Annotated in this window: 18 protein-coding genes and 1 pseudogene; 16 read left to right on the top strand and 3 right to left on the bottom strand. The window is 47.8% G+C overall.

Annotated elements, in window-relative coordinates; genetic code table 11:
• From ACWXW9_RS02745 to ACWXW9_RS02685, 13 genes and pseudogenes are all read left to right on the top strand, one after another.
• A pseudogene (locus ACWXW9_RS02745) lies at nucleotides 1-323 on the top strand (DEAD/DEAH box helicase); the annotation flags it as partial.
• 239 nt (nucleotides 324-562) lie between these two features.
• Complete coding sequence (locus ACWXW9_RS02740) at nucleotides 563-1,531, top strand: cation diffusion facilitator family transporter (RefSeq protein WP_494928182.1); 969 nt, start codon at nucleotides 563-565, stop codon at nucleotides 1,529-1,531.
• Between the two features lie 115 nt (nucleotides 1,532-1,646).
• Nucleotides 1,647-2,669: an LCP family protein gene (locus ACWXW9_RS02735; protein WP_494928181.1), complete on the top strand. Its 1,023-nt coding sequence runs from the start codon at nucleotides 1,647-1,649 to the stop codon at nucleotides 2,667-2,669.
• 154 nt (nucleotides 2,670-2,823) lie between these two features.
• Nucleotides 2,824-3,987 (top strand): AI-2E family transporter, encoded by a 1,164-nt coding sequence (locus ACWXW9_RS02730; protein WP_494928180.1) that lies wholly within the window; start codon nucleotides 2,824-2,826, stop codon nucleotides 3,985-3,987.
• A gap of 97 nt (nucleotides 3,988-4,084) precedes the next feature.
• The gene (locus tag ACWXW9_RS02725) at nucleotides 4,085-5,104 is read left to right on the top strand and encodes an LLM class flavin-dependent oxidoreductase (protein ID WP_494928179.1); all 1,020 of its coding nucleotides are present in this window, start codon (nucleotides 4,085-4,087) and stop codon (nucleotides 5,102-5,104) included.
• Nucleotides 5,105-5,336: 232 nt separating this feature from the next.
• The gene (locus tag ACWXW9_RS02720; RefSeq protein WP_494928178.1) at nucleotides 5,337-6,230 is read left to right on the top strand and encodes an ABC transporter ATP-binding protein; all 894 of its coding nucleotides are present in this window, start codon (nucleotides 5,337-5,339) and stop codon (nucleotides 6,228-6,230) included.
• A 10-nt stretch (nucleotides 6,231-6,240) separates the two neighbouring features.
• Entirely contained in the window at nucleotides 6,241-7,041 is an 801-nt protein-coding gene (locus ACWXW9_RS02715; RefSeq protein ID WP_494928177.1) for a hypothetical protein, read from the top strand.
• 87 nt (nucleotides 7,042-7,128) lie between these two features.
• A complete protein-coding gene (locus tag ACWXW9_RS02710) occupies nucleotides 7,129-7,605 on the top strand; it encodes a glutathione peroxidase (RefSeq protein WP_494928176.1) in 477 nt (158 codons plus the stop codon).
• A 386-nt stretch (nucleotides 7,606-7,991) separates the two neighbouring features.
• Complete coding sequence (locus ACWXW9_RS02705) at nucleotides 7,992-9,353, top strand: FAD-dependent oxidoreductase (RefSeq protein WP_494928175.1); 1,362 nt, start codon at nucleotides 7,992-7,994, stop codon at nucleotides 9,351-9,353.
• Nucleotides 9,354-9,738: 385 nt separating this feature from the next.
• Nucleotides 9,739-10,587 carry a formate/nitrite transporter family protein gene (locus ACWXW9_RS02700; protein ID WP_483870332.1) on the top strand — a complete coding sequence of 283 codons (849 nt, stop codon included), beginning with the start codon at nucleotides 9,739-9,741 and terminating at the stop codon, nucleotides 10,585-10,587.
• Nucleotides 10,588-10,947: 360 nt separating this feature from the next.
• Nucleotides 10,948-13,080, top strand: a complete 2,133-nt coding sequence (locus ACWXW9_RS02695; RefSeq protein WP_494928174.1) for a molybdopterin-containing oxidoreductase family protein — start codon at nucleotides 10,948-10,950, stop codon at nucleotides 13,078-13,080.
• Between the two features lie 47 nt (nucleotides 13,081-13,127).
• A complete protein-coding gene (locus ACWXW9_RS02690; RefSeq protein WP_494928173.1) occupies nucleotides 13,128-14,381 on the top strand; it encodes an MFS transporter in 1,254 nt (417 codons plus the stop codon).
• 103 nt (nucleotides 14,382-14,484) lie between these two features.
• Nucleotides 14,485-14,979 (top strand): GNAT family N-acetyltransferase, encoded by a 495-nt coding sequence (locus ACWXW9_RS02685; RefSeq protein ID WP_134912136.1) that lies wholly within the window; start codon nucleotides 14,485-14,487, stop codon nucleotides 14,977-14,979.
• 109 nt (nucleotides 14,980-15,088) lie between these two features.
• Here the strand turns inward: ACWXW9_RS02685 and ACWXW9_RS02680 are convergent, their stop codons facing one another.
• Together ACWXW9_RS02680 and ACWXW9_RS02675 are read right to left on the bottom strand one after the other, a co-directional pair.
• Nucleotides 15,089-15,637 carry a GNAT family N-acetyltransferase gene (locus ACWXW9_RS02680; RefSeq protein WP_134912137.1) on the bottom strand — a complete coding sequence of 183 codons (549 nt, stop codon included), beginning with the start codon at nucleotides 15,635-15,637 and terminating at the stop codon, nucleotides 15,089-15,091.
• Between the two features lie 84 nt (nucleotides 15,638-15,721).
• Nucleotides 15,722-16,447 (bottom strand): copper amine oxidase, encoded by a 726-nt coding sequence (locus ACWXW9_RS02675; protein WP_494928172.1) that lies wholly within the window; start codon nucleotides 16,445-16,447, stop codon nucleotides 15,722-15,724.
• 208 nt (nucleotides 16,448-16,655) lie between these two features.
• Here ACWXW9_RS02675 and ACWXW9_RS02670 point away from each other — a divergent pair, with 208 nt between their 5' ends.
• Complete coding sequence (locus ACWXW9_RS02670) at nucleotides 16,656-18,335, top strand: glutamine--tRNA ligase/YqeY domain fusion protein (RefSeq protein WP_494928171.1); 1,680 nt, start codon at nucleotides 16,656-16,658, stop codon at nucleotides 18,333-18,335.
• A gap of 190 nt (nucleotides 18,336-18,525) precedes the next feature.
• Here ACWXW9_RS02670 and ACWXW9_RS02665 read toward each other — a convergent pair whose 3' ends face one another.
• Nucleotides 18,526-19,749: an MFS transporter gene (locus tag ACWXW9_RS02665; RefSeq protein WP_494928170.1), complete on the bottom strand. Its 1,224-nt coding sequence runs from the start codon at nucleotides 19,747-19,749 to the stop codon at nucleotides 18,526-18,528.
• Nucleotides 19,750-20,358: 609 nt separating this feature from the next.
• Here ACWXW9_RS02665 and ACWXW9_RS02660 point away from each other — a divergent pair.
• Both ACWXW9_RS02660 and ACWXW9_RS02655 read left to right on the top strand, forming a co-directional pair.
• A complete protein-coding gene (locus tag ACWXW9_RS02660) occupies nucleotides 20,359-22,098 on the top strand; it encodes a motility associated factor glycosyltransferase family protein (RefSeq protein WP_494928169.1) in 1,740 nt (579 codons plus the stop codon).
• Between the two features lie 17 nt (nucleotides 22,099-22,115).
• A partial coding sequence (locus ACWXW9_RS02655; RefSeq protein WP_494928168.1) for an Ig-like domain-containing domain occupies nucleotides 22,116-22,726 on the top strand: 611 nt, incomplete at its 3' end.

Here is a 22,726-nt window from a genome sequence, read left to right as displayed (position 1 = left end):
GTCCCGCACGCGGAGGCCAAGGTCGCTCCGCAGGGCAAAGCAGCGAACGCAGCGGATATGACCGCAGCAGCGGCGGTTCCACACGCGGAGGCCAAGGTCGCTCCGCAGGGCAAAGCAGCGAACGCGGCGGGTATGACCGCAGCAGCGGTGGTCCCACGCGCGGAGGCCAAGGCCGTTCCGCAGGGCAAAGCAGCGAACGCAGCGGATATGACCGCAGCAGCGGCGGTTCCACACGCGGAGGCCAAGGTGGTCGTGGTGGACAGGCCAAGGGCGGACCGCGCGGGGCACAAGGACAGGGAGGCCGTCGCGGACGGTCCAGATAAAGCAAGAGTGTTCTCATAGAACGCTCAACTATGGTTATGATAATAGCCCCGGAGAGGCTCATCTTCCGGGGCTATTATCATCTCCACCCATGCCGCCGATGCGGCAGCATCATAGGATGACATAAGCAGCATTACTGCGCTGAGCAACTAAAGAAAACCAGCAGCATAGCTGCCTTAAAAACAACTGATTAACTTGGCGATAACAGTTGTTTTTAAGATAGATACGGAGGTTATACATCATGCAGGAACAGGATATGGGCAAACGCGCTATGGTGTCAGCGTGGATCAGTCTGATCAGCAACATCCTATTAACCGGCATTAAGATCATTACAGGCGTCATGTTCAACAGCAAGGTGCTGGTTGCTGACGGTGTGCATAACGCCGGCGACGTAATCGCCTCGGCAACGGCACTGGGGGCGATGCGTATATCGAGTCTGCCGCCGGATGAGGATCATCCATATGGTCACGGCAAGGCAGAGGTTATTGGAGCTAGCGTGGTGGCGGTTATTTTGTTCGCAGCCGGCATATTTATCGGCTACCATTCCATTATGGCGCTGTTTGAACCGATGCCGAAGGAGCATATACTGGCATTGGTGGCGGCGATCATCTCCCTGCTCTGGAAGCAATGGCTGTATATATATACGATCCGTATCGGAAGGGCAGCTAATAGCCAGGGTCTCATTGCTACGGCCAAGGATCATCTGGCGGATGTATATGCCTCCGCTGCTGCTGTACTGGGTATCGGTTTGGGTTTGATCGGGGAGCACTGGAGCATTCATATTTTATCCTACGGTGACCCGATTGCCGGGTTTGTGGTCGCATTGCTGGTTCTGAGGCTGGCGTGGGAAATGGGCCGTGAATCCATAGATGTACTGATGGAGAAGGCGATTGCAACCGAGGAAATCGAAAGCTATGCCGAAGCAGCCCTAAGTGTAGCCGAGGTTCAGCGAATTGACCGCATCCGTGCCCGTGAGCACGGTCATTACATTATTGTGGATATCCGCGCTTCTGTAGATGCCTCTCTGACCATTCAGCAGGGACATGATATTATCCGGCTGATCAAAGGGGCTGTGATGAAGCAGGAACCGAGGGTTTACGAGGTGCTTGTGCATCTTAATCCATGGTACGCGGACACCCCTGACAATGCTAACCTGGCGCCGCAAGAGCATGATAATAACAGTGTGGCAGACAAGGAAAACAATTATTAGCCACAGCTCAATCGTGATACGCTGAACAGACGACGCGAATTGACAGATAACTTGCAGGGAGGGTATGCTTTTATAAGCTGAAAGATGTTGAATAAAAGCGAGGTTACCCGAAAATATGCGAAAATTATTAAAATGGCTGGGTATTTCTGTGACTGCGGCAGTTCTTTTGGTGGGCGGATATTATGCTTACTCTATATATCATTTTACAAATCAAATTTCGGTCGCTACCGGTCAGGATTCGAAATTTAAGCCGCAAGCACAAAGCCAGTCCCCAACGAATGTACAACCTGTAGAAGTGTCTCTTCCCCCAGAGTGGGATGGAAAAGAGAGAGTGAATATTTTGCTGCTGGGCGGCGATTCACGCGGGGAGGATTCAGGACGTTCTGACTCTGTTATGGTTGCTTCAGTTGATCCTGTCACGAAGAAGGCTACGCTTATGTCGATCCTGCGTGATACGTACGTCGATATTCCGGGCCATGGACAAAGCCGATTGAATGCCGCATTTTCTTATGGCGGGCCTGACTTGACCAGACAAACGGTGAGCGACCTGCTGGGCATACCGATCCAATACTATGTATACACGGATTTTAATGGCTTTATTGCGCTGGTGGATTCTGTGGGCGGTATTGATCTGGATGTCGAAAAGGATATGCACTACACCTCCAAAGCAGATAAGCACCAGTTTGATATTGATCTGAAAAAGGGAATGCAGCACATGGACGGTAAAACGGCCTTGCAATATGTGCGTTTTCGTCATGATGCCACTTCCGATTTTACGCGTACGGAGCGGCAACGTAAATTTATTACCGAGCTGGGTGGCAAAATTCAGTCGACCTCGTCTCTGATTAAGCTGCCAAGTATTTTAAACAGCATTTCTCCTTATATTGAAACGAACCTGAGCACAACAGAAATGCTGCAATTGGCTTCATTGGGCTTTAATATCGATGCCAAGACGATTGCGAAACAGCAAATTCCACCGAATGAGCTGGTGCGAGAGACAACGGTTAAGGGGGCGCAGGTGTTGGGTGTGGATCAGAGAAAGCTCAAGCGCTTTGTACAAAACCTGTTTGAGCAAGAAAATAAACCTGTAACCACAACGACGGATTCTGCTGCTACCAAGACAAACGATACTCCGTAAAATTCCAAAGCAAGCAAAGTTTGTATGAAGTTGTACAACTTTGTTTGCTTTTGTGTATATTCGGGTATAACCTTGTATATTTTGACCTAAAAATATATCTTATCTGTATGAAGGATCATTACACTTATTTGTTTAAAGAGAAGGGGAATGTCATGTGGAAACAACTCCGGCATGGAAAGACCGATTCAAAAAGTTTTTTCTGAACAACAAGTTTGTGTTATTCCTGCTGGTACTGCTGCTCATCGGTTTAAATGTATTGGTGCTCACCAAAATTTCGTATATATTTACCCCCGTTATTGTGCTGCTGAAAACGATCATTCTTCCTGTCATTTTGTCCGGTGTTTTGTACTATCTGTTCAATCCGCTGGTTGATGTGCTGGAGCGCAACAAGGTCAAACGGATCTACTCCATTATTGTGCTTTATTTGCTTATCATAGGGATTATTACCGTCGTGATTACATCAGTAGTGCCTGTGATACGCGATCAGATTCAGGGGTTGATTCAAAATGTGCCTGCATACAGCGAACAAGTACAACGACAATTCGAGAAGCTGATCGGCAGCGATTTTGTGAATCAGTTCCAGAATACTATTCAAATTAATCCATCTGAGCTGGCCTCCAAGGCTTCGGAAAAGATATCTGCTTTCATCAACAATGCATGGACGGGTGTGGGGAGCTTCTTGGGCGCATTAACGGAAACTGTGCTTTCTATTGCCACGGTTCCATTCATTTTGTTTTACTTGCTGAAAGATGGACATAAGCTGCCACAGACGATTCTGAAAATGTTCCCGCCTATGCTGCGTAAAGAAACCGACCGTATAATGGGTGAAATTAACCATCAAGTCAGCTCGTATATTCGGGGGCAGATTATTGTCAGCTTCTGTATCGGAGTGCTGTTGTATATCGGCTATCTAATCATCGGACTGGACTATTCTCTGACGCTTGCCGTCATTGCTTCCTTTACGAGCGTTGTTCCGTATTTGGGCCCCGTGATTGCCATTACGCCTGCATTAATTGTAGCTTTGGTAACATCTCCGGTTATGCTGCTCAAGATGGTCATCGTATGGACAGTCGTGCAGCTCATCGAGGGTAAATTTATTTCTCCGCAAATTATGGGCAAGTCTCTCCGGGTGCATCCGATCACGATTATCTTTGTCATTCTGACGGCAGGCAATCTGTTTGGAGTGGTAGGGATTATACTGGCAGTTCCGGGCTATGCTGTATTGAAGGTTATCGTCACCCATCTGTTCAATTTCTTTAAGAAACGTTCACATCTCTATGAAGCAGATAAAGCCAGAGAGAGTCTCTACGAAAAATAGAACTTTCCGGTCGATCACAGCACCTCTTGGGTAACTGTGGCCCTACGTGCTATAATTAATGCCTATTCTTATTCCAAAACAGAAAGGTCAGACTTTTATGATACAACTCAGCATTCTTGACCAATCTCCGGTATCGGAAGGCATGACGCATGCGCAAGCGTTACAAAAGACCGCTGAGCTTGCTATAGAGGCGGAACGCTTGGGTTATCACCGTTTCTGGGTGTCGGAGCATCATTCGGCCTCCAATCTTGCAGGTTCTAGCCCGGAAGTATTAATTTCGCATCTGGCGGCTCGTACATCGAGCATTCGCGTCGGCTCGGGCGGTGTGATGCTGCCGCATTACAGCGCTTATAAAGTAGCGGAAAACTTTCGTGTGCTGGAAGGGTTATATCCGGGGCGTATGGATTTGGGTTTGGGACGGGCCCCGGGAGGAATGCCAATTTCCACCAGAGCCTTGCAGGAGGGCAAAATCAGGGGCGGCGTTGATCTGTACCCCGAGCAACTGGATGATCTGCTAGCCTATCTGCATGACAGTACAGGCAGTGAGCATCGCTTTGGATCGTTACAGGCGATGCCGCTCGTAGAAACCGTGCCGGAAATGTGGCTGCTCGGCTCCAGCGGCGACAGCGCAGGGCTTGCAGCCGAACGCGGCGTGGGTTTTGCATTTGCGCAGTTCATCAACGGCGCAGGCGGCACAGAAGCGATGAAGGAGTATCAGGAGCATTTTAAGCCTTCGCAGCATAGTGACCGTCCACGTTCACTTGTCGCCGTATTTGCTATCTGTGCGGATACCGAAGAGGAAGCCAACCGATTGGCTTCCAGCATGGATTTGTCTCTGGTGCTGCTGGAGCAGGGAATGCGTTCCGGAGGCACTCCTTCGGTGGAAAAAGCACTGGCTTATCCTTATACGCCATATGATCGGATGCGCATCCGTGAGAACCGCAAGCGCATGGTGGTTGGCTCACCCGAGCAGGTGAAGCACCAAATTGAGCAATTGAGTGAGGCTTATCATACACAGGAAATCATGGTCGCAAGCATTATTCACGATTTTGACGCCAAGTTGAAATCCATACGTCTCATGGCTGAAGCATTCGGGCTGCGCTCTATACAGTCTTGATGCTGCTATCAGGAGATTAGAAGATCACAGCTTTGAGGAGCTGTGGTCTTTTTTTGTGAAATTTCAGGGGCATTTTCGGAGAAATGATTCGTATGCTAAAGTGAAATGCGCCAATCAACACTTGATAATGATTATCAATATCTTTATTATATAAAGATAGGATGAAGTTTTGATGAATATCGTGCGTTAAGCCCGTGACTATATATTAGATAAGGGAAAGGAATGATTCCGAATGTTTCGTCTGAAAACGGCTAATCTGGATATTGCTTATGAAGATCGGTTGATTGTGGAGGATCTGAACGTTGAAATACCGCAAGGGAAAATCACAGCATTGGTGGGCGCAAATGGCTCCGGCAAGTCCACCATTCTGAAGACGATGGCTCGTATCATGAATCCTAAAGGCGGCAGCGTTCTGCTCGACGGTAAATCCATTCATAAGCAATCCACCCGGGAGGTAGCGAAGCAGCTGGCTATTTTGCCGCAAAATCCGACTGCACCAGAAGGATTGACTGTGACGGAACTGGTATCTTACGGACGTTTTCCTTATCAAAAAGGCTTTGGCTCCATGAAAGCAGATGATCGCAAAATGGTAGAGTGGGCCATTCAGGTGACAGGAATGAGCGAGTTCCATGCCCGCCCGATCGACCAGCTTTCTGGCGGGCAGCGCCAGCGTGCATGGATTGCCATGGCGCTTGCGCAGGATACGGATATTTTGTTTTTGGATGAGCCGACTACTTTTTTGGATATGGCGCATCAATTGGAAGTGCTGCATTTGCTAGAGTATTTGAACACTTCGGCCGAACGTACCATTGTCATGGTCGTGCATGATTTGAACCATGCAGCCCGGTACGCCCAGCATATGATCGCGATCAAAAAGGGGAAGGCCGAGGCTGTAGGAACGCCAACCGAGGTCATGTCCCCTGACGTGCTGCGCGAGGTGTTCGGTATTGAAGCGGATATCGTAACAGATCCTCGTACGGGTGTACCGCTGTGTCTTCCATATGCTTTGGCCGGACAACCAGCGGTAAGCCAAGCCGTAAAGGGATTGAATCTGGAAGAGAATCAATTAGTAGGCTCCGTTTCCGAGCGGCGTGAAGCCAGACCACAGGTAGCGGCAAGAGGATAAAGGAGACCTAATGAAACCACTGGATTATGATCAGCTTGAGCAATTGGCGCGAATAGTGACAGACACACCAGAAGATGCGGTATACTCCGGGCCTGTGGCAGAATGGCTTGAACCGGATAAGCTTGGCTCTGTGATGGAGTATTATGGTGAGTTGCTGCGTGCGGAAGACGGCTTGACCACAGCCGTTTATTTTGTGAACCAGTTGCGTGGTCTTGTGTTTGCTCAGCATTTTATGGTGTCTTTGTGTGAACGCCGTCTCGATTTGTCGGTTTCCAATCTCAGATTTCATATTTGTTATCAAGGGAAGTATCCCGCCATCAGCTTTCAGGTCATCGACACAACTGAGCTGAACAACATCAGGCAGGACGAGCATCATTCATCCGGGCAGGCGCAACAGGCGTTGCGTGACTTTTACAGCTTGCAGATCAGACCGATACTGGAGGCGATGGCTGCGGCTGGAGACGCATCTGTTGGACAGATGTGGGGACAATTTCCGCTGACTTTGCTGTATTTTAAGGATAGAGTCCAGCCATCGCTGACCGATCCACAGGATGTGGAGCATTTTGAACAAGATTATGATTATGTGACGCGGGAGCTGGAGGGAGAGGTATTCGGGCGTAAAAGAAACCCGTTTACGGTTCGTCTTGTTGAGCTGGATAACCCTTACCGTCCCGGTGAGAAGGCATATATGAAACCGTCCTGCTGCCAATATTACAAGACAGGTGGAGGCCAGCGGTATTGTTTTGCGTGTCCAAGGATGTCCGCTTCAGAACGTGAAGAACGCAGACTCGAAGTGGCAGCGTCCCGCTAAAGCATCGAGGGATGTTGGCATGTCCGTTTCGTTTTGGGTAAAATAGGTGATGAAACTTAAACCAAGCGAAACAAAGGAGGATGCTATATGTCTGTCTATTCACATCATGCCGTAACACCAGCGAATCAGGAGGTTCCTCTGGATACCTACACCGGTAAGGTGCTGGTCATCGCAAATACCGCAAGCAAATGCGGACTTACCCCGCAATATGGGGATTTGCAAAAGCTATATGATGAATATAAGGATCGGGGACTGGTTGTATTAGGCTTTCCTTGTAACCAATTCGGCGGTCAGGAGCCGGGCAGCAGCGAGGAAGCGGCTGAATTTTGCCAACTGAATTACGGGGTTAATTTCCCGGTATTCGCTAAAGTGGACGTTAACGGCCCGGATACAGCACCTCTGTTTGAATATTTGAAAAAGCAGCAGCCTGGAGAGCAGGAAGACGGTACGATTCAATGGAATTTTACGAAATTCATTGTGAATCGTGAAGGTGTGCCTGTGGATCGCTTTGAACCCAAGGAATCGCCAGAGGTCATGAAAGCAGCCATCGAGCAATTGCTATAATAGCTTCTGCTTCATCAGAAATATGCGTTTAGATAAGGTTGAATTTCCGGTGTTTTTCCGGGGTTCGGCCTTTTTTGTTGTCTGCATTTCACATTTGGTTGATCGTTGCAGTAGCATTTGGAAGCCTGATATAAGGCATAATCAAGCCCCGTACGGGAAAAACTGAATGAAGCAAAGAGTCGTTTCAGCAAACGGCTGACTTTGTATCTTCCTGACTTTAAAAATGTGGACAAATTGTGAATATCATAGAAAGCTATTGCAATGTGAAAAATGTCACATTATAATAAGTGCATGAAGTGAAATAAATCACAATCAACAACGCAGTTACGTGAAACAATTCACAATTATCATACATTGTATGCCCACACACCAAGGAGGAATTTAACATGAAAGTAGCAGTTATCGGATGTACACACGCAGGTACGGCAGCCATCGTCAACACAGCCAAATGTTATCCAGATGCCGAAATTACCGTTTACGAGCGTAATGACAATATTTCGTTTTTATCTTGTGGTATTGCACTGTACGTAGGTGGTGTCGTCAAAGATCCGCACGGATTGTTTTATTCTTCCCCGAATGAACTGGCTGAGCTGGGTGTCGTGACCAAGATGCTTCATGAGGTAACGAATGTCGATACAGCAGGCAAAACGCTGCAAGCACGCAATCTCCAAACAGGAGAAGAATTTACGGACACCTTTGATAAATTAATTGTAACTACGGGCTCGTGGCCTATTATTCCGAAGCTGGAAGGTATTGAGCTTGATCATATCTTGCTCTGCAAAAACTATAATCATTCCAATGACATCATTGAGAAAGCCAAGCATGTACAGAACATTACGGTTGTCGGTGCCGGATATATCGGTGTTGAGCTGGTGGAAGCTTTTCAAATGAACGGCAAGAACGTAACGCTGATCGACAGCGCTGATCGTATTTTGAATAAATATTTGGACCCGGAATATACAGACCGGATTGAAAATTCCTTGAAGAAGCATGGCATTAAGCTGGTGCTGGGAGAAACAGTGAGCCGTTTTGAAGGAAGTAACGGTAAGGTGAATAAAGTGGTGACATCCAAAGGAGAATATGAAACAGAGCTTGTTATTCTCTGCATCGGCTTCCGTCCTCAAACGGATCTGCTTAAAGGTCAGGTAGACATGCTGCCCAACGGCGCGATCATTGTGGACAATTATATGCAAAGCAGTTGCCCGGACGTATTTGCCGCAGGCGATAGCTGTGCAATCCGTTACAACCCGACAGGCAAAACAGCTTATATTCCATTGGCAACCAATGCTGTTCGTATGGGTACGCTGGTGGCACGCAATTTGGTTCAGCCGACCATTGCCTATATGGGAACACAGGGAACTTCGGGTATTAAAATTTATGAAGATAATATTGCAGGAACAGGCTTGACGGAAGCGGCAGCAGCGGACGAAGGTATGGCTGTAGAGGCTGTCACCATTGAGGACAGCTACCGACCTGAATTTATGCCAACCTCCGAAAAAGTACTGCTGAAAGTTGTATATGAGCAGGAGACACGGAGAATTGTTGGGGCACAAATTATGTCGAAGGTGGATTTGACGCAATCCATTAACACGCTATCCGTAGCCATTCAAAATCATATGACCATTGATCAACTGGCCTTTGTCGATTTCTTCTTCCAGCCGCATTATAACAAGCCTTGGAATTTCCTGAATGCAGCCGGTTTGCAAGCCTTGCCGCCAATGTCTGAACGGAAGCCAGTTACCGTATAATTCATTTTGTCTGTGACATTGTTCATAAGTTTGTCAACAATCTGAGACGTATGGACGAATCCTTATAGTACAATATAGAGTAGCATAAGGATTAGGGGGTAAGTAGCTTATGGGTTTGTTTTATATCCTTTTTCTTGTAGTCGTGGCGCTGGGAGGCCTCGGTGGAGTTATTTGGTTCTTGAGAGCAGTTGAAAAGGAAGAATACAACTAAATGTAAAGCGCATAGTAGCGCAGTAGACGTAATAATACATGAAAACAGTCCTTTACCCAAGGGCTGTTTTTTTAATATTCAATAAAGTGATTTTTTTCACAAACAAAATCACTGATTTTAAATAAAATATGAGAGAGAACATTCGAGTGAAAAGATGTTAAAGGAGCGGAATATATGGCAAGTTATAAACCGGGGCAAATAGCCGAAAAGACGGTAGAAACAGGAGTGGCCAAAGCGAACAATCCATGGACTGTGGCGGTGGTATTGGGATTTTTGGCAGGTGCATTTATTGCGCTTGGTTTTTTGCTGGATATACGTGTTATCGCAAGCGCACCCAAAGAATGGGGAAGTATCGCTACCTTTATTGGAGCAGCCGTTTTCCCTGTAGGTCTGGTATTGGTATTGATCGGCGGCGGAGAATTGCTGACTGGTAATATGATGGCTGTGCCACTGGCGAGATGGGCAGGACGGATCAAGACTGGGGCGATGTTCCGTAATTTGGCGATTATTACGCTAAGTAATTTTGCGGGTGCGTTGTTTGTTGCCTTTTTCTTTGGTCATGTGCTGGGTCTAACCGAGACAGGACCTTATTTGGACAAAGTGGTGGATATGGCGGGACACAAGTTGCATGAAAGCTTTTTGCAATCGTTTATATCCGGTATTGGATGTAACTGGCTGGTAGCGCTGGCTGTATGGTTGGCGTATAGCACAGATTCGATCGGCGGCAAAATTATGGGGATCTGGTTCCCGACAATGGCCTTTGTAGCTATCGGATTCCAGCACGTTGTTGCCAACATGTTTCTGATTCCGGCGGCTATTTTCGCAGGTCATTTTTCATGGGCAGATTATATCATGAACTTCATTCCAGTTTGGCTGGGGAATTTGGTGGGAGGAAGCCTGTTTGTAGCCGGGGCTTACTGGTTGGCGTATTTGAAAAAGCCTCATACCGCTGTGCATCCTGTGAATGATTCATCTCAGGCACCCTCGTCTACTGCAACAACTCCGTTGAGTGACCATGCCTGATTAAGCTGGGCATAGAAAATGGGAACAAAGCAAATCCGCCATGGCAGGTCCGGGGGAACGAAACCTGTCATGGCGGATTTTTTTGGGAGTGGTCCATGATTTGGCATGGAGGATGAGTGTGCTCTCGTCCATAATGCCTTGATCTCTTTTACCCTTGGCATTCAATAATGAAACAGGTATGGATCAAAATATAATATAGAATATTAGAAATCCGTTTTGCTGTGAGCAGCAAGCGGATTTTTTTGATCTTTTGGACGGATTTGGGTTGGCAAAATCCTTCTCTTGCCATAGGACATAGCTGTATATATGATAAGAACAGTGTAATTTTTGGAAACGGTAACGGAAAGGAGCACCAACACCATGGATCATCGCAACAGCGCGCCTCCTGAGGCTGTGCTTCAGCAAGACTTGCAAAGGGGGCAGCGAACGACGGAACGTACGGACGGTGTTTTTCCGGCTGTATGTCCGCTGGATTGCCCGGATACGTGCGGGCTCCTGCTCCACAAGGAAGATGGAAAGATCGTCAAGGTGACCGGTAATCCAGATCATCCCATTACAAAAGGGGCCATTTGCAACAAAGTTCGCAATATGACGGAGCGAGTGTATGACCCCGAACGGCTGCTCTATCCGTTAAAGCGTGTAGGTTCCAAGGGGCAAGGGAAGTTCGAACGAATTAGCTGGGAGGAGGCAGTCGATACCATTACAGGCCGCTTCAAGGAACTGATTCGCACGGACGGCCCGGAATCTATTCTCCCCTACAGCTTTTATGGCAATATGGGCGTGTTAAGTGTGGATGGGATGGATCGCCGTTTTTTTAATGCGCTGGGTTCAAGCCAACTGGACCAGACGATTTGCAGCGTGGCTGGGAATGAAGGCTGGGCATCCGTCATGGGTTTTAAGGGCGGCACCAGTCCGGAGGATACAGAGGATGCTGACCTCATTATTGTATGGGGAGGAAATGTCATCAGCACCAATATGCATCAGGTGGTATTGGCCGAGAAGGCACGTAAAAAAGGTGCCAAGGTGATCGTCATTGATGTCCACCGCAATCGGACAGCGCAATGGGCGGATTGGTTCATTCCGCTATACCCGGGAACAGATACCGCGCTCGCGCTGGGTGTTATGCACGTACTGTTCGAGCAAGGGCTGACGGACGATGAATTTTTGCGCCGCTATACGGTCGGTCATGAGGAACTGCGCGAGCATGTGAAGGCATATACTCCACAGCGGGTCTCACGCATTACAGGCGTGCCGGAAGCAGATATTATTCGTCTGGCGGAGATGTACGGACAGGCGCGAGCGGCGTATATCAATATTGGCAACGGACTTCAACATCACGATAATGGCGGTATGAATGTACGCGCGGTTACATGCTTGCCTGCGCTCACCGGGCAATGGCTGAAGCACGGCGGGGGAGCATCGCGTTCCAACGGTGCTTACGGCAAATTCAACGGCGCCAATCTGGCACGTCCTGATCTGCGTAAGAACCCGGATGCCCGGGTGATCAATATGAACCAAATCGGTGAAGCGCTGTTACAGAAGGACGAACCGATTAAGGCGCTGTTCGTGTACTGCAGCAATCCGGTTGTCGTAGCACCGGATGCCGATCGGGTGACGCAGGGGTTTGAACGGGAGGATCTGTTCACGGTCGTTCACGACCTGTTTCTCACCGATACGGCCCGCTATGCAGATATTGTACTGCCTGCGGCGTCTTCTTTTGAAGGCACAGACCTGTATAAATCGTATTGGCATCATTATATCCAGATGCAGGAGCCGATCATTGCTCCACTTGGGGAAAGCAAAAGCAACTATGAGCTGTTTAGCCTGCTCGGACAGGCTATGGGCTTTGACGAGGCTGCTTTCACGGAAAGTGAAGAGGACATGATCGCGGGTGCACTTGATAACCCAACGAATCCTTATCTCAACGGTGTGACTTTGGAAGCCTTAAAAAAGTCACCTTTTGTCAAACTGGACATGACGCCGAAGGCTACCTATCTGGATCGTCTGACGACGCTTTCGGGCAAGATTGAGCTGTATTCAGAAAAGATGAAGCAAGCGGGTCTGCCCGCGATGCCTTCGTATGTGCCACTGATTGAAGGATACGACGGAGAGCATCGACCGCAAGCGGACGAGCGGTTTCCGCTGATGTTTATTTCGCCGCCAAATCATAATTTTCTGAATTCCACGTTTGCGAATTTGTCCAAGCATCAGCGGCTGGAACGGGAGCCTTTGCTGCAAATTCATCCGGAGGATGCTCAGGCAAGAGACATCGCGGACGGTGATCCGGTTACGGTATGGAATGACCGGGGAACGTATGAGTTGAAGGCCAAAGTCACGGATCTGATGCTGCCCGGTACGGTGATTAGCCAAGGGTTATGGTGGGAAGGTAAAGGACGCAGACAGCGTGCTAATGTGTTGACCTCTGATCGGCTATCGGATATGGGCCGGGGAGCTACTTTCTTTTCAACAGTGGTGAATGTGAAGCGTCAATGAAATAATGTGTTGTTATGGTGTCAGATGCTAAAGGAGAAACAAAATATATGAAATGGTTGGATTCTTATCCGAAAGAAGTAAAAGTGTTTCTCGTCGCCAGCCTGATTAATTCCGCCGGAAGCTCTCTAATGTGGCCGTTGGTTAGCATGTATGTGTTTGACGAGCTGCACCGCAGTATGGCAGATGCGGGGATTGCGATTTTGGTGCAGTCTCTGGGCGGGATTTTTGGTCAGGTGTTAGGAGGAGCCCTTTATCACCGCATTGGGGCCAAAAAACTGATTGTCGGCTCACTGGCAATGAACGCGTTGGGACTTCTCACGCTTCCTTTCACCAGCGGTCACTGGATTGCGTTTGTTATTATGATGGGCTTTATCGGCTTTTTTAATGTCGTATCTGTGCCCGCGATTCAGGCATTTGTAGGTTTTCGCTTTGCTGACCGCCGTGGAGAGCTGTTCAACATTATCTATGTTGCCAATAATATAGGGGTGGCGTTGGGAACGGGATTGAGCGGCGTTCTGGCCGATCTCTCCTATCAGCTCAGCTTTGTCATGAACGGGATTACCTCTGCGGTATTTGCCGGATTTTTCTGGTCCTATCTGAGCAGGGTAGATCGGGAAGAGGGGGAAGTTCAGCTCAGCAAGTCCGTGAAGAAAAGAACAGAGGAAATACCAGCGCGGCTGCTCTTCCGTGATACCAGGCTGTATCTCTTCGTCGGATTGGGATCGCTCTTTTTATGGTTCGGTAATTCGATCTGGAATACGGGAGTGTCCCCGTATATTATTGAGCAGGGTTTGCCTAAAACGATGTACGGGCTGCTATGGACACTGAACGGTGTGCTTATTTTTGCTGCACAGCCGATTATTTTCTGGCTCAAGCGTCTTTATGCCCGGCATGCTTCGGCTCAAATGACGTGGGCCGGAGGATTTTATTTGGTTGCCTATATCGTCATGCTAGGCACACAGAACTATACGGGGATGATATTCGCCATGGTTTTGGCAACCCTGGGAGAGATGCTGATCGCACCAGCGGTTCCGGCATTTTTATCCGACCACGGAGGTCGGGGAGCACCCTTTTACATCGGGTTAGTCGGGGGGATTGGCGCTGCCGGACGGGTGATGGGGCCTTATATTATGGGGAGGCTATATGATGGCGGAGGTCTGCCACCCACACTTTGGCTGGCAGCGGGCGTGGCGGTTTTGTCCATCCTGTTCTTTATTCTGCATAGCGGATTGAACCGTTCCCGCTGTGAAGAGGATGCTTTTGAGACTACTACGTCCAAGGCAGACGTTTCCAGTTCTTAAGTCCTAATAAAGACTGTGACAAGCCCGTGATTATGGTACAATAAATGACGAATGGTTGCTGCCTATACTTCAGGAACGCCTTCACAGGAAGGATTGAAAGAAATTGCTTACAAGTCAACCCCTGACGATACGTCATTCGGAGATGAAGGATGCTCCTGATCTGATTGCGCTGGATGAATTGGTATGGAATGAACGAACGGCCCCCGCCTCGCTGTCATGGAAGTCGCGTGGGGAGTTTTTGCGCAATACGCCTCCGGGCTCTCAACTGGTCGCTATCGAACAGGGAGTGCTCTGCGGTTATATCGGATTTCGTTCTCCAACGCTGTTGGCAAGTAATTGTCATGTGTTGGAAATAAATATAGCCGTGCACCCAGCCTATCACCGCAAAGGTATTGGGACAGCGCTTATGAGTGCCATGAAGGATATTGCAGCCGCTGAGGGCATTCGCAAATTAAGCTTGCGGGTACTCTCGTGCAACACGGAGGCCCTTATGTTTTATGAAAAATGCGGATTCTCGATTGAAGGACGTTTGCATGAGGAGTTTTACATAGCGGGCCAATTCGTGGACGATGTGTTAATGGCCTCTTTCTTGAAATAGACATGGATTCTACAGCGCAACCAGCTTCTTATAAGCCTTCTATAAGCCGTTCATAAGGAACAGCGCCGCAGACCCTAAACGGGCTACGGCGCTGTTTTATGGTGCAAGGTTACCGAAGCTGTTTCCACTCGCTCTGGAGCATGCCGTACACAGCATGATTCATATAGCCATCGGGCAGCAGTTCCGCTTCGCGGATAATACCTTCGAGCACGAAGCCCAGACGTTCCGGGATACCCCGGCTACGGCGGTTGGTGGTGGCGCAACGGATTTCGATGCGGTGCAGGTCCAGCTCTATCAGCGCATATTCGATGAATACGCGGCATGCGCTAGTCATGAGACCTTGTCCTTCGTAACCGTGTCCAAGCCAGTATCCAATACTGACCGAACGGTGAGTCCAATTGATTTCATGGTAGCTGATAATGCCAGCCAGCTCGTTATCCAGCCAGATTCCAGCGGTCACACTCCCGTTCTCTGCGGCTTGCTTCAAGGCGCTCTGCACGAACTGCTCTGTGTGGCTGATTTCCGTGGTGGAATCCACCCATGGAAGCCACTGACGCAGGCGGTCACGGGACATTTCGATCAGCTCAAACAGAGGCTGCACATGCTCTTTGGTGAGCGGACGAAGGACTGTGCGTTCGTCCAACGCGTATGTAAACATGATTGATCCCCTCTTTCACTCGGAAAATCGCTAAACCAGCCAGTTTAGCATTTAATCCCATGCTACCTTATTCTGAGAGAGTCGTCAAAACGGAGAGGAAGCTGCAAACTCAATAGGTCCCACCCGGAACCGTCCATGCTCATATACATACTTCAGCTCCAAATCCCCTACAAATTCGGTTGGGGATACGCTACCGGATACGGTGGCGTGCAGAGGACGTTGTTCGCCATCATACATGACGACAGAGCTGAAATCGAGGTGGTCTGTAAAATGGGCTGGATCATCGTAAAACGCCGATGCTTTGGGGTCGAGCGTGTGTGTGATGCCATCAATCGTAACTTCAATATGCACCTGCTGGTTGTGGTCACGCAATTCTACACTGCTGTGAACCCGCCGGGACACAGCATCTGCCGCCGATTCAACCGGATATTCGTCCATGGTCTGGGCGTTGACGATATGAAGCTCCTGCAATTCGACACCCGTACCTGAAGCGCGGGTCAGAATGACCACGGCTTCGCGAACGCCATCGCCGTTTACATCCGTATAGTACAACTGCGGTGCGGTGGCGATATCTGCCGAGCCTGACCATGCGAAAGCACGGCGTTGCTGGCCGATTTCCAGCGTAGCTGTACGGAATAGTCCCTGGGAAGGCTCCATAACATACAATTTGACGGATGAGTCTTCAGGAGCGACGGCTAACGGACGAGATTGTATGGGTTCAGGCACCGGGTCTGGTGAAGGATGACCGGAAATCATACCGGAAGAGGACAACAGCATGGACAGCAGGATCACGATGAGTAGCTTAAACACGGGCGGGTTCTCCTTTTCCGGGTAAAATAAAAGATATATACACTATAACGAATTTATTTGTCAGAAATGTTAACTCTTTTTCATAACTTGTTACTTTTTTGAATGAAGAGGGCATAAGGTTTTTCATTTTATTGAGTTATGCGGTGTGAAAGGGTATATTTAAGGGAACCAATTTTGTACAGATTACACGGAAGAAAGGTTGATTAGCGTGGAGAAGCCGATCACTCCCCCCAATTTTATTAAGAGTGTCATTGAAGAGGACTTACGTACTGGTAAGGTAAAGGAAGTTGTTACACGCTTTCCACCGGAGCCGAACGGATATTTACACATTGGACATGCCAAAGCCATCTGGATCAATTTCTCGTTGGGAGATGAATTCGGAGGACGCACCAACCTGCGTTTTGACGATACGAATCCGGCGAAGGAAGACACGGAATACGTAAACTCCATTCAGGAGGACGTGAAGTGGCTGGGTTACGAATGGGAGGAGAAACATTTTGCCTCCAACTATTTTGACGAAATGTACAAGCGCGCCGTTCTGCTGATCCAGAAGGGTAAAGCCTACGTGGACGATCAAAGCGCGGACCAAATCCGCGAAACTCGTGGCACACTGACCGAACCGGGGCAAAACAGTCCATACCGCGACCGCAGCGTGGAGGAAAATTTCAAGCTGTTTGAAGAAATGCGTGCAGGGAAATACCAAAACGGTGAAAAGGTGCTGCGTGCCAAAATTGATATGGCTTCGCCGAACATTAATTTGCGTGATCCGGTGATTTACCGTATTTCGCATACCGAGCATCACAACACGGGTGACAAATGGTGCATTTACCCGATGTATTCTTACGCTCATCCGCTGGAGGATGCCATCGAGGGTGTAACGCACTCGCTCTGTTCGCTGGAGTTTGAGGATCAGCGGCCGCTGTACGATTGGGTTGTAGCTGAATGCGAGATGGAAAAGGTACCGCACCAATACGAATTTGGACGGCTGAACCTGGCTCAAACTGTAACCAGCAAACGCAAGCTCAAGCTTCTGGTAGATGAGAAGCATGTAGACGGCTGGGATGATCCGCGTATGCCGACGATTTCCGGCTTGCGCCGCCGTGGCTATACGCCGGAAGCGATCCGCAGCTTTGTATATGAGACGGGCATTTCCAAAGCCTACGGCGTGATCGACCTGCAAGTGCTGGAGCATTTTGCACGTGAGGACTTGAAGCTGCAGGCACCTCGTACAATGGCGGTCATTGATCCGTTGAAGGTGGTCATTACGAACTATCCTGAAGGTCAGGTTGAAATGCTGGAAGCAGAAAACAACACGGAAAATCCGGAGCTGGGCACACGCCAAATTCCGTTTTCGCGTGAGATTTATATCGAGCGTGAGGATTTCATGGAGAATCCGCCGAGCAAATACTTCCGCCTGTTCCCTGGCAATGAAGTACGTCTCAAGCATGCTTATTTCATCAAATGTAACGATGTCATTAAGGATGCCGACGGTCATGTAACGGAAATCCATTGTACCTATGATATAGAAACCAAGAGCGGATCTGGCTTTACCGGACGTAAAGTGAAAGGTACAATCCATTGGGTGGAGGCTACTCAGGCCGTTCCTGCTGAATTCCGCCTGTATGAGCCTTTGATTAATGCAGAAGACCCGGAAGCGATTGAAGAGGATGCAACGGAAAAAACCTTCCTTGACCAATTGAATCCGAACTCTCTCGAAATTGCTCACGGTTTTGTCGAGCCGAATATGAAGGAAGCACGATCGCAGGACAAGTTCCAATTTTTCCGTCATGGTTATTTCAGTGTCGATCCGAAGCTTTCCAAGCCGGGTGAGCCTGTATTTAACCGTGTAGTATCACTGAAAAGCTCTTTCCAATTGCCCAAGCAATAGTTATTGGACAGCGTGGACGGATGGTAGCCTCGTGCGACCAAGTCAAAAAAGGAGTCTGCCATCGGCAGACTCCTTTACTTTACGCTCACGGGCTCTATATATAGTGATAATTGGCGATATTTAGACATTCCCTCCCTGTTCGTAACGGGCAAGCAAGTGAAAAAAAGGGTGTCACATCCCATAGATGTTTTTAAGGGGCTTCTTCTGCTCGTTTGTGGTCGTCGGCATGAAAGGGCTGATAACCGTTCTTGTACAGCATGTACCACATGATGGTGAATCCCGCAAAGCCGAGCAAGGCGAAGAAAACGCCTGCGTTGTACATCATTTCACCACCGAAATTCTGGAACAGCCAGCCTCCTGCAAAGCCTGCTATAATGCCAGATATCCCACTCCACGTCAACGTATATACGGCCTGCCCGGATGAGCGGTAAGCTATCGGTGTGAACAGGACGGTCAACTGGGTGCCTACATAAAAATAACCACCGAAGGTGACGCAATGAAGTGCCTGAATGAACATGATCTGAATCGGGTCTGTGGCCAAAGCCATTAGCTCCCAACGTAGAGCAAACAGCAAACTAACAAGGGCCAGACAGCCGACCATAACCGTCATTTTTTTCTTCAAAAAGCGATCAAACAGCAAAAAGACAATGATTTCGAATACCGATGACATAAAGACAGCGAAACCCAGCATCAGCTTGGACCCGCCCAGTTCGGTGATATACAGGGACATAAAGGCGCTGTTGATCGAATTCGGAATGGATACCAAGATCCCCAGCAAAATGAAAGATATAAAGTATCCGTTCATTAAAATGCTGCCAAAGCCACGCAAATGAATGGTTGCCGTTTCAACAGTGCTTTTCAGCGGTGGAATCGCCAGGGTACAGATCAAGGCAGCCAGAAGCAGCACCGTAAAGATGTTGGATATGCTGGATACCCCCGTTTGGTCAATGATCAGGCCAGCGACGGCCGCCGTCACAGCCCAGCCGAAGGAGCCCCAGATGCGGAAGGAGCCGAATTTTCGGTCCGTGCCCTCAATGTAGCTGAGAATAAGACTGTTACTTTGGGCAAACAAAGGACTTTGGAAGAAATAAAAGCCAATCATCGACACATAAATCATGACATACGTATGGACATGAAATAAAGCTTGCAGCAGCAGTAATGTACCTGCAATCATAAACAGTAAAATACGCCGAAGGTTACGACTCCGGTCACTGGTATAGCCCCAGAAGGGATTTGCGAATACCGATACAAAAGGCCCAATCGCCATCAGGCTCCCGATCTCAAGCTTGTCCATGCCGATCTCTTGCAGATACAACGGGAAGAAGCTGGAGAAAATGACCATGGCTCCATACAGAAAAAAATTGTACAGCTTTAAGGAGTATAGAGGAGTCTCTTGAATTTCTCTATTTTGCAAGACAAGCCATTCCTTTCTTAGCCCGGTAGAGAATAAAGCATAGGATGCCGATCTATGGGAAGGTTCTCTATTCAATGTATCATGTGTTGAAAGGGTTAACAAACCAATAAATTAACAATTATGTAATATGTATTTATTTGTATTCAGTTGCTGTGGTTTTAAACAAATTTGATGATTATTTTAATTTTTTGTGTAGTTTTATTCTTTGCCACTATAACGAGTAATTATATAGACGAACTAAAGCATTTCAGTCTATATATGGTGATTCAGTCCGTTATTTAGCTTTTTGTGAAATCTTTATTTATAAAGACCCTCTAAGGGCTAAATTTTATGCAAGTAATAGCCGATACATAATCCATAATCAGGGGAAATTAGAATTATTTTTTTCTTAAAAATACATTTGTGTAGATGATTCATAAAATCAGAATCTATTTCTGTAAAAGTAAGTATATAGATGAACGGAATTATCTTTATCTATATATATTGTTGGTTTTTGCGAAGTTCTCAGGTAGAAAGGAATGAAAAATGGCATCACAACATCATAGACACAATTCTCTGTACCGACGTTTTCCTCGGCTTCTTCTGCTTCCGGCGGGAGAAGGAGGTAAATTGTTACCTTCTGCAAATGGCGAACCCAATGTAGTACTGATTCGTGGAGGACGCTCTCATTATTTGCATCATCCTGAGCAGCCTTCACGGGAAGCGGAATTATTTGTTGCCGGTTTTAAAGAAGTTGTGCCACAAGCGCACGTTATCTTTTTTGGAGTAGGACTGGGGTATCATATCCGCGAATTTCTGAGTAGACATCCGAATACCAGCTTCTCCATCATTGAGCCGGATGCTACTGTCATGAATATTTTTTTGCAGCACCTCAACGAACACGACTGGCTGGCTGATGAGATGATCGAAGAAGTTATGGTAGGAGCAATTACTGGGGAGACGCTCGGTACACTGCACAGGTTGATTGACCGTGTATCTGGAGTGCTGGTTGTTCCGTGGCTCCCGTATCGCTCTTTATTTACTGCGGAACTGAAGAAGTTTAATGGAATATTGTACAGGATGGTGTCCAGCAAGAAGGAGAAAATGGCTATCAACCATGTTTACGAGAAAAAGTGGGCACTAAACAGTATGCATAATATCCCCTTTATTTTACATAGTTCGGATTTTCTGTACACGGGATCAGAGCATATTGCAGGCAAGCCAGCCTTAATAATATCAGCTGGTCCTTCCCTTAACGACGAAATTGAGCACCTGCGCTACATTCGGGAGAATAATCTTGCATACCTATTTACGGTAGGGTCGGCAGTGAACACGATGGTGGAGCATGGCATATACCCGCATGGCACGTTCAGTTATGATCCGAACGAATACAACGTAAATGTCATTCAAAAGGTGATCGACAAGGGAATTGATTCTATTCCACTCATTTTCGGCAGTACGGTCGGTAAACACACACTTGATGATTATCCAGGTCGTCTTATGCATATCATCATCTCTCAGGATGAGCTTTCCATGCACATATTGCGCACGCCGGAGGGACATAAACCGACGATTATTAATGATGCTCCTTCTGTAGCGGTCATTGCACTCCAATGTATGATCCAGATGAAAGCAGACCCTATTGTGCTGGTGGGGCAAAATTTAGCTTATCGTGATGAACAATATTATGCTGAGGGGATTACTCATGCCCAAGGTGTTCCAGCTAGTGCGGATTTGCCGCGTGTACAGGGCGTTCATGGCCAGCAGGTGGTTACACGACAGTCTTTTATCAAAATGAAAACAGAAATGGAATTTTACATCAGTACAGCGAAGGGAACCGAATTTATTAACACAACGCGTGAAGGCGCTGCTATCAAGGGAACATCTTTTCAGAACTTGGAAGAGGTAATCCAGACGCGGTTAAAAGGTCCGATTGAGGATTCGTGGCTGCAAACCAGCAGTAATTCGGAATACGATCTCTTGTATCTGAGGTCACGCATTGAAGAGCATCAGCGGGCTGAAGAGGTCTTTCAAGCAATTATGGAACAGATTCACCACGCTCTGCTCGATATCAAACATAAGCTTAGTCTGAAGCAGTTCAATATGCTAAACGTGTCCTTCGGGCAGTTTGATGACTTGTTTGCCGCATTATTAGGCAATTGTTTTTTCAAAATGTATGTTCTGCCTCGTCATCGTATGCGGTATGAGTTTTTGTACAGCAAAATGGATGCCATTCAGAGCAGTAGAAATCCTCTGATCAGAGGGGAGCAAATTCTGCTGTACTTCGGGGATTTCATATGGAAATGTCAGCAAGATTATATGGAAATTAAGAGTGAGATTCATGAATTTCACCGTTCCATTCACACCTAAATAAAAGGAGCACGTATATGAGCAAGAAAAAAAGAAATAAGAATCATGTAAATCGAATGATTAAGGCAAGTGTACTGACAACACAGGTGCTCAACCTGGCAAACCCTTATGTGTCGGCGGCGTTTGCATCGGAGAGTGTAAGCAACAACGCGACGGAGAATGTATCAGTGTCTGATGGGTTCGTCCAAGAAGCTTCTTCATCCAACGTGGCTTCATCGGTCTATATGCAGGCGCAAATAGACGAGCCCCCATACTATACATGGCTTTCACCTCAGGCAAGCGGCGTTTCTTTTTATGAAAATCTGTTTATGGCATTCAGTGAAGAGGTGCAACTGGGCGCAGGCCATCTGGTGGTGTATCAGGAAGATGGCAGTGAAGCGGGACGGATTAACGTAAGTGGAGGTACAACCTTCGGGGGAACGATCCATATTAGTGGTCAGCATGTACGGATGGAACTGGACCATCCACTGGCAGACAACACTCAGTATTATGTAGAAGTTAGCTCGGGTATGTTTGTAGATAGTGTGGGCCAAGGATCATATGCCATTTGGAACAAGAACACATGGAGCTTCCGGACAGCAGACGTCACAGCGCCGAAGCTGGTAAGGAAGGTATCACCGGAAGGTAT

The organism is Paenibacillus sp. LT-B23, from assembly GCF_059417685.1.
The sequence above is the reverse complement of the archived record's forward strand: the minus strand, read 5'-3'. Positions and strand labels throughout refer to the sequence as shown.